The organism is Arthrobacter sp. H14 (assembly GCF_000520495.1).
In the GTDB taxonomy this organism is placed as follows: Bacteria; Actinomycetota; Actinomycetes; order Actinomycetales; family Micrococcaceae; genus Arthrobacter_C.
The window spans coordinates 21,204-28,483 of sequence record NZ_KI914657.1 but is presented as its reverse complement, the minus strand read 5'-3'; the positions used below and the strand labels follow the sequence as shown (position 1 = coordinate 28,483).

The 7,280-nt window shown below is 62.6% G+C and carries 7 protein-coding genes; 3 read left to right on the top strand and 4 right to left on the bottom strand.

Annotated elements, in window-relative coordinates; translation table 11 throughout:
• On the bottom strand, positions 1-1,301 hold a 1,301-nt coding region (locus tag Y707_RS25750; protein ID WP_503487609.1), incomplete at its 3' end, for an excinuclease ABC subunit UvrA.
• A gap of 128 nt (positions 1,302-1,429) precedes the next feature.
• Between Y707_RS25750 and Y707_RS25745 the strand changes: the two genes are divergently transcribed.
• Complete coding sequence (locus Y707_RS25745) at positions 1,430-2,092, top strand: DNA-3-methyladenine glycosylase I (protein ID WP_253905161.1); 663 nt, start codon at positions 1,430-1,432, stop codon at positions 2,090-2,092.
• 13 nt (positions 2,093-2,105) lie between these two features.
• Complete coding sequence (locus Y707_RS0112855; RefSeq protein WP_081744842.1) at positions 2,106-3,044, top strand: DNA-3-methyladenine glycosylase family protein; 939 nt, start codon at positions 2,106-2,108, stop codon at positions 3,042-3,044.
• On the opposite strand, the gene Y707_RS0112850 is transcribed toward Y707_RS0112855, so the two are convergent.
• Positions 3,037-3,381 (bottom strand): TraR/DksA family transcriptional regulator, encoded by a 345-nt coding sequence (locus Y707_RS0112850; RefSeq protein ID WP_026535399.1) that lies wholly within the window; start codon positions 3,379-3,381, stop codon positions 3,037-3,039. The genes Y707_RS0112855 and Y707_RS0112850 overlap by 8 nt on opposite strands.
• Before the next feature lie 164 nt (positions 3,382-3,545).
• On the opposite strand from Y707_RS0112850, the gene Y707_RS0112845 reads away from it, so the two are divergent.
• The gene (locus Y707_RS0112845; protein ID WP_035781674.1) at positions 3,546-4,790 is read left to right on the top strand and encodes a metal-dependent hydrolase family protein; all 1,245 of its coding nucleotides are present in this window, start codon (positions 3,546-3,548) and stop codon (positions 4,788-4,790) included.
• Positions 4,791-4,864: 74 nt separating this feature from the next.
• Here the strand turns inward: Y707_RS0112845 and Y707_RS25740 are convergent, their stop codons facing one another.
• Together Y707_RS25740 and Y707_RS25735 are read right to left on the bottom strand one after the other, a co-directional pair.
• Entirely contained in the window at positions 4,865-6,190 is a 1,326-nt protein-coding gene (locus Y707_RS25740) for a dicarboxylate/amino acid:cation symporter (protein WP_155852962.1), read from the bottom strand.
• Between the two features lie 212 nt (positions 6,191-6,402).
• On the bottom strand, positions 6,403-7,280 hold an 878-nt coding region (locus Y707_RS25735), incomplete at its 5' end, for an amidohydrolase family protein (RefSeq protein ID WP_035781653.1).

The window sequence follows — 7,280 nt, the reverse complement described above, 5'->3', positions numbered from 1 at the left end:
CAGTCGGCACGGCGGACGACGTCCATATTATGTTCGACGACGAAGACTGTGTTGCCGCTCGATTTGAGTTGCTCCAGCACGGTCAACAGGGGTTCGGCGTCGGCCGGGTGCAGCCCCGCCGAAGGCTCGTCCAGAACGTAGATGACGCCGAACAGGCCGGACCGCAGCTGGGTGGCGATCCGCAGCCGCTGCATTTCGCCGGGGGAAAGTGTTGGCGTCGGGCGCCCCAGGCTCAGGTATCCGAGGCCCAATTCCAGCAGTACTTCGATCCGCTGCAGCAAATCACGGGTCACCGTCACGGCAACCTCAGTCGCTTCCCCGGAATCGGCCGAGGCCCAGGCCGCGCCGGCGTCGGTAAGTTCCGTGGTGGGGCGGATAATGTCAGCCAGTTCCGTCATTGGCACCGCATTGAGTTCGGAAATATTCCGGCCGGCGAATGTAACCGCCAGCGCGTCCGCCTTCAGCCCCGTGCCATTGCAAAGCGGACACGGTCCGGTCTGCATGAAGCGCAGGACTTTCCCGCGCATGGTCTGGCTTTTGGATTCAGCGAGGGTGTGCAGCACGTGGCGCCTGGCGCTGACGAACTTGCCCTTATACGGTTTTCCGATCCGGTCGCTCTGCGGGATCACGTGAACCACCGGCTGGTCTTCGGTGAAGAGAATCCAGTCGCGGCTCTCGGTGGGCAAGTCGCGCCAGGGGATGTCGACGTCGTACCCGAGCGTTGCTGTGATGTCCCGCAGGCTCTTGCCCTGCCATGCCCCTGGCCAGCCGGCGATGGCGCCGTCGCGGATGCTTAAGGAGGGGTCCGGGACGAGCAACTCTTCGCTGACTGTATGCGCTACGCCGAGGCCATGGCACTGTGGGCAGGCGCCGTCGGCGGTATTGGTGGAGAAGGCGTCGGACTCCAGTCGTTCCGAGCCCGGCGGATAGGTTCCGGCTCGGGAGAGGAGCATCCGCAGGGAGTTCGAAAGTGTGGTCAGCGTGCCAACCGTGGAGCGTGAACTGGGCGTGCCGCGGCGCTGCTGGAGTGCGACGGCGGGAGGCAGGCCGGTGATTTCCTCAACCTTGGGCGTGTGTCCCTGCTGGATCAGCCGTCGGGCATACGGGGCGACGGATTCGAAGAACCGGCGCTGGGCTTCGGCGAAGATGGTGCCGAATGCCAGGGATGACTTGCCGGAGCCGGAGACGCCAGTGAAGGCGACGATGGCGTCGCGGGGGACGTCGACGTCGATATTCCGGAGGTTGTTCTCGCGGGCGCCGCGGACGCGGACGAAGCCGGCTGCGGTTTCTTGATCGCTCACGGCTGCGGATAATTGGTCAGGCGTTGATTGTTCAAGCACTGTTCAGACTCTAGCCTTGATTCAGAACGCATGAAATACGCCAGCGGACGATCTCACAATCATCGGCCCCGCGGCGTCTACTGCTTGGAATGAAACGGAAAGAGGACTCAATGGATCCCGCGAGCACGCGCGATGTCGTCGTTGGCGAGGACGGGCTGGCGCGGCCGCGCTGGGCGGCGGTCGATCCGATGATGCGCGGATACTACGACTCGGAATGGGGTATGCCGGTCCGCGGCGAGCAGGAACTCTACGAGCGGATCAGCCTCGAAGCGTTCCAGGCTGGTCTGTCCTGGGCGACCATCCTGCGGAAGCGTCCGGCGTTCCGCAAGTCGTTCGCGGATTTCCACCCCGACACCGTCGCCCAATTTACCGAACACGACGTCGAACGGTTGATGAACGACGTAGGAATCGTCCGCAACAGGCGCAAGATCGACGCCACCATCACCAATGCCAAGGCCACAATCGCGCTGCGCGGGGACGGGGGACTGGAGAAGTTCATCTGGTCGTTCCAGCCCGAAACCTCGCCGGCGCCGCGGACCTTTGAGGAAGTTCCGACGACGTCGCCCGAATCGGTGGCGTTGTCGAAGGCGCTGCGCAAACGCGGCTTTGCATTTGTCGGTCCGACGACGATGTTCGCCCTGATGGAAGCGGTCGGCATTATCGATACGCATCTGGTGGACAGTCACCGCCGCGGATCGTCGGGGGTTTGGGTGACGATGCCGGATCTCTACACCAGGCTCGTTAAAAAATGAGCGGCTGGAGCGAATGACCGGCGACGGTGGGTTTCGTGACGCAGGCAGTCTGTTCGGTGCTCTGGCCGACGACGGCGGAGCGCGGGGAACGCTGCACCGGCAGCTTGCGTACACCCCGCCATACGCGAGCGCGCCGCTGCTGGGCGCGCTCGCGGCACATGCCATCCCCGGTATGGAGCATGCGGAGCCGGCCGAATTGGCACACACCCGGACCATCAAGACCAGCTCCGGTGCCGCTGTTGTGCGGGTGTCATTTCAGATTCCCGGCCGGGTGGAGCTGGAGATTCAGCTTCCGCCTGGGCAACTACCCGAGTGCGAGATCGAGGAAATCGTCCGGCGCTGGCTGGACCTCGATACGGATCCGGTTCCCGTCGATGCTGCCCTGATGAAGCACAGCGTACTCGCGCCGATGGTCTCCGCTCGGGCGGGACTCCGGGTGCTCGGTTCCGTGGACCCATTTGAAACAGCGGTGTTGACGGTTCTCGGCCAGCAGGTTTCGCTCGCGGCCGCGCGTACCTTCGGCGGGCGGTTGGTCGAAGCCTTTGGCACGGATGCGCCGGGCGGGTTCCGGGCATTCCCGAACCCGGAGGTGCTCGCCGCGGTTCCGCCTCAGGAGCTGCAGGCGGCAATCCGCATCACCGGAGCGCGGTCCCGGACGGTGCACGAACTGGCCTCGGCCGTCGCCGTCGGAAAACTGCGGTTGAAGCACGACGGCGATCCGGTGGAGACCCGCGCGTCGTTGCTGAAAGTGCCGGGAATTGGCCCGTGGACTGCCGATTATCTTGCCGTCCGGGTGCTGGCGGATCCGGATGCCTATCCCTCCGGTGACTTGGTCCTCCAGCGGGCGCTGGGAGTTAAGACGGCGCGCGAAGCAGTCGCAATGTCCGAGCCCTGGAGGCCGTACCGTGCTTACGCGCTGTTCCACCTATGGACGCACGACTCAATCATCTAGCGTGCTCAACGCAGTACAACGTCCATGGCAGGGCTTCGAGCCGTCCGGGCGGAATCGGGTTTCCGCAGGCAGCGCAATATCCGTAACTGCCGTCGTCGAGCCTGTTCAATGCGGCCTCAATTTCAGCCAGGCGATCACTGCTGGCGCGCAATAACGTCGATGCCTGCGAGAGCTCAAACGCGATGGTGGAGCCTTCGGGGTCGTGTTCGTCATCGACATTGGAGTCCTGCCGGGCATCACTGGCGGCGTCAATACTCGTCCGCAGCTTCGTTATCAGGCCGAGTCGCTGCCGGCGCTCGGCCTCCAGATAGGACCGGTACGGCGATGGGTCATCCATAGCGGTAAGGCTACGTCGGCTGGATACGGGAGTCGAGGAAACTGAGGATTCGGGCAGAACCGCAGCGGTTAGGATGGCTGTGGCGTGATGACGATCACGGCGGCGTCAAGGATGGCGGTGTCAACGAAGCGATGGCCGTGTCAACGATAGTAAAGGTGGACAACTTGCCCGGTACGAAGATTTTCACGAATGGCCATGTGTTCGACGGCGAGCGATTCCTCCCCGGAACTACCGACGTCGTCCTCAGGGACTCGAAGATTGCCGCCGTCGGGCCTGACCTCGCTTCCTCCGAAAACTACGCAGACGCGACGGTGGTCGACTGCACCGGAAAGACCGTGCTGCCGGGACTGATCGATCTGCACGTGCACGCCACGACGTCGAATCCGGGGTCGGTGCAGGCTTTTACCCAGCCGTTCTCGCTGCAGTTCTACGAATCCGTCCGCAACCTGGAAGCCACGCTGCGGGCGGGGATCACCACCGTGCGCGATGCCGGCGGCGCTGACTTGGGTGCGAAAGTGGCGGTCGACGACGGCCTCATCAAGGGTCCAAGGCTGCGCCTGGCGATCAGCATCATGTCCCAGACCGGTGGCCATGGCGATTTCTGGGAACCGTCCGGGGCGAGTTCGCCGGGACTGGGCGCACATCCCGGCCGGCCTGCCGCCGTCGCTGATGGGATCGAGGAAGTCCGCAAGACCACCCGCCAGCTACTGCGGGCCGGTGCCGACCAGATCAAGATCTGCTCAACCGGGGGAGTACTTTCACCCAGCGACGACCCCTCGCACTCGCAATTCACTGAAGGGGAGATCGCCGTCATCGTTGAAGAGGCCGAAACCCAAGGCAAGTATGTGATGGCGCACGCGCAGGGAACGGCTGGAATCATGAACGCCCTGCGCGCCGGCGTCCGCAGCATCGAACACGGCATCTACCTCACGGATGAGGCGATCCAGTTGTTCCTGGACAAGAATGCGTATCTCGTGCCGACCCTTGCCGCGCCCAGGGCGGTTATCCGCAAGGCCGAAGTGGGAGGAAGCGGACTGCCGCCGCAGGTGATTGCGAAGGCACACCGGGTGGCCGACATTCACCGCAAATCCATTGCCCGGGCAGTCGAGGCGGGCGTCCGGATCGGCATGGGAACCGATTCGGGCGTGGGCGTCCATGGGGAGAATCTCGAGGAACTTGCCCTGATGGCCGAGGCCGGAATGAACCTGGAGCAGGTGCTGGCAGCGACGACGTCGGTCGCCGGTGAACTGATTGCGCCGGAAAACACCGTTGGCCGGCTAGCCGAAAACTATACCGCCGACGTCGTCGTGCTCAACGGAAAGCTGGAAACCGAGGCGCAGCTGACGACGGTGGGGACGATGATCGAGCAGGTGTGGAAGGACGGGCGCAAGCAGTTTGGCACAGACTAAAATAATCCCCCGCGGCAAAGAAATTAATCTTTGCCGCAGGGGATTATCAGCGGAGGGACTTTACAACTCCAGTTCTAAGTCCGCGACTCAGTCGTAGTTGAAGTGGAAGCCGTGACCGGGCCAGGTGCGCGACCTGGGCCAGCAGACTCGTTATCCACACCGTCTTGCGGCAGCTCTTCAACGATCGCCTGCTTCGTCCCGGCGTAGACGTCGCGATCGATCTCGTCACTCGCATTGGCCACCAGCATCGCGACGAAGGTATCGCCGTTGACGTTGACGAAGGTGCGGAAGATGCCGGCAAACCAGTCGACGGCGATGAGCAGGCCCACTGCCTCGATCGGGAGATTGAGCGCCGAAGCCAGGAACAGCGCGACTACGGGGAAGCCGCCAGGGACCGTAATGGTGCCCATGTTGAGGAGAATCGCGAGTCCCATTCCCATAATGATCTGGCCGATAGTAAGGTCCACATTTCCGGCCTGGGCAAGAAACATGATGGCGATCGTGTAGTTAAGCACGGCGCCGTACGACCCCATGGTCAAACCAACCGAGAGGGTGAAGTCGGCACAGCGTTTGCTCACACCGACCTTCTCCACCGTGTTCTTCAGCACGGTCGGGAAGGTGACGGCCGAACTGGTCGTCGTGATGGCCACCGCAGTCTGTTCGGCCAGTTTGGCAGGCAGTTTCAACGGGCTGAGGCCAGTACGCGCCGACACTACGATGACAAACAGCACGGTGAGGATGAGGACGCCGATCAACGTCGCACCGAGGTATTTCAGCGCGGTAGTGACGACCGCGAACCCCACGTCGCCCGCCAGCGAGGCGAGCAGGGCAAAGACACCGATCGGCGCAATGTACATGATGAGCCGGATGGTGAGCAGTACCACTTGCTGGGCCTGGTCGAAGAAGTCGACGAGCAGCCGGTTCTGCGTCTTCTGCACATGCTTGTTCAGAGCCATGCCGAAGATCAAAGAAAAGACAATGATGGGGACCATCGTGGCTGAGGACATTGCCTCGAAGATGTTGGTGGAAACGAAGGCGGTGATCGTCTCTTGCCACCCAGTCGATTGTGAGGCGTCCTTCTGCAGCGAACTGTCGATCTCGCCGGTAAAGACTTGTCCGCCTCCGGGGTTGATGAGGACGCTCAGTGCCACAGCCAGTACAGCAGCGATAAGGGAGAAGCCGATCATCCATTTGAAGGTGCGGAAGGCCATCTTGCCCACACCTGAACCAGTCATTGAACCGGTGGCGAAAATGACCGATGCCATCACAAGTGGGACGATCGACATCTGGATGAGCCGGATGAACAAGTCTCCGATGAACTTCAGGTTGCTCGCCCATTCACCCACGATCAGGCCGAACACGATACCAGCGATGGCGGCGATGGCGATCTGGGTCGCCATGCTCCTACAGGACTTCTTAAGGGTCTTCATTTTCCCTCCAGGCATCCGGCATTGTCATTGATCTTCATCGGTCTGCCAATCAGATTGTGGTGTGGATTACGTTGCGGTCCTCGTTTTGAGGATGATAAAACTGTAATCCGCATCACACTATTCCACAAGGGAAAATTCAATATCCGTATGGTGGAAGTAATGGTTTTTCGGTTGGCGGGTATTTATCCCGCAATCATCCTGCGCGCAGCGGCGGAGTGTTCGGCGATCAGGGCGGGGATGTCCAGTCCCTCAACCGCTCCGTCGATGACGCGCCACTGGCCGCCGATCATCACGCGGTCGGCGCGATCCGCTCCGCACAGGAGCAGCGCTGCTATGGGATCGTGGCTGCCGGAGAAGCGCAGTTCGTCGGTTTTGAACAGCGCGAAGTCTGCTTGCTTGCCGACGGCGATTTCGCCGACGTCGTCCCGTCCCAGGACGGCGGCGGAGCCTTTGGTTGCCCACCGGAGTGCCCGTTCCGGCGTCGCCTGTTCGGCTCCGTAGCGCAGCCGCTGTAGATAGAGGGCCTGGCGGGCTTCGAGAATCAGGTTGGACGCATCGTTGGAAGCGGAGCCATCAACCCCCAGCCCGACGGCGGCGCCGGCGTCTTCCAGCTCGATCGCCCGGCAGATTCCGGAGGCGAGGCGCATGTTCGACGTCGGGCACTGGGCAATGCCGACGCCGGCGGCACCAAGGCGGGCTACTTCGTCGTCGTTGAAGTGGATGCCGTGGCCGAGCCAGGTGCGGGAGCTGAGCCAGCCGACGCTTTCGAGGTAGTCGACTGTGCGGAGGCCGAACATCTCCCGGCAGAAATCCTCTTCGTCGATGGTCTCCGCCAGATGGGTGTGCAGGCGGACATCGTACTGTTCGGCCAGAGCGGCGCTGTCCCGCATGATGTCGGTGGTGACGGAGAAGGGCGAACATGGGGCCAGGCCAATTTGGATCCGGGCGCCGTCGCCGCGTTCGTGGTACTGCTTGATCAGGCGCTCGCTGTCGGCCAGGATCACGTCCGGTTGCTGCACGGTTTGCTGTGGCGGCAGCCCGCCGTCGTCCTGTCCCAGCG

What these genes read in the sequence shown, in the direction of transcription:
- Y707_RS0112850 (WP_026535399.1), bottom strand. Translation starts at nt 3,381, where the DNA reads ATGGATGACCCATCGCCGTACCGGTCCTATCTGGAGGCCGAGCGCCGG.
- Y707_RS0112855 (WP_081744842.1), top strand. Translation starts at nt 2,106, where the DNA reads ATGACCGGCGACGGTGGGTTTCGTGACGCAGGCAGTCTGTTCGGTGCT.
- Y707_RS25740 (WP_155852962.1), bottom strand. Translation starts at nt 6,190, where the DNA reads ATGGCGACCCAGATCGCCATCGCCGCCATCGCTGGTATCGTGTTCGGC.
- Y707_RS25745 (WP_253905161.1), top strand. Translation starts at nt 1,430, where the DNA reads ATGAAACGGAAAGAGGACTCAATGGATCCCGCGAGCACGCGCGATGTC.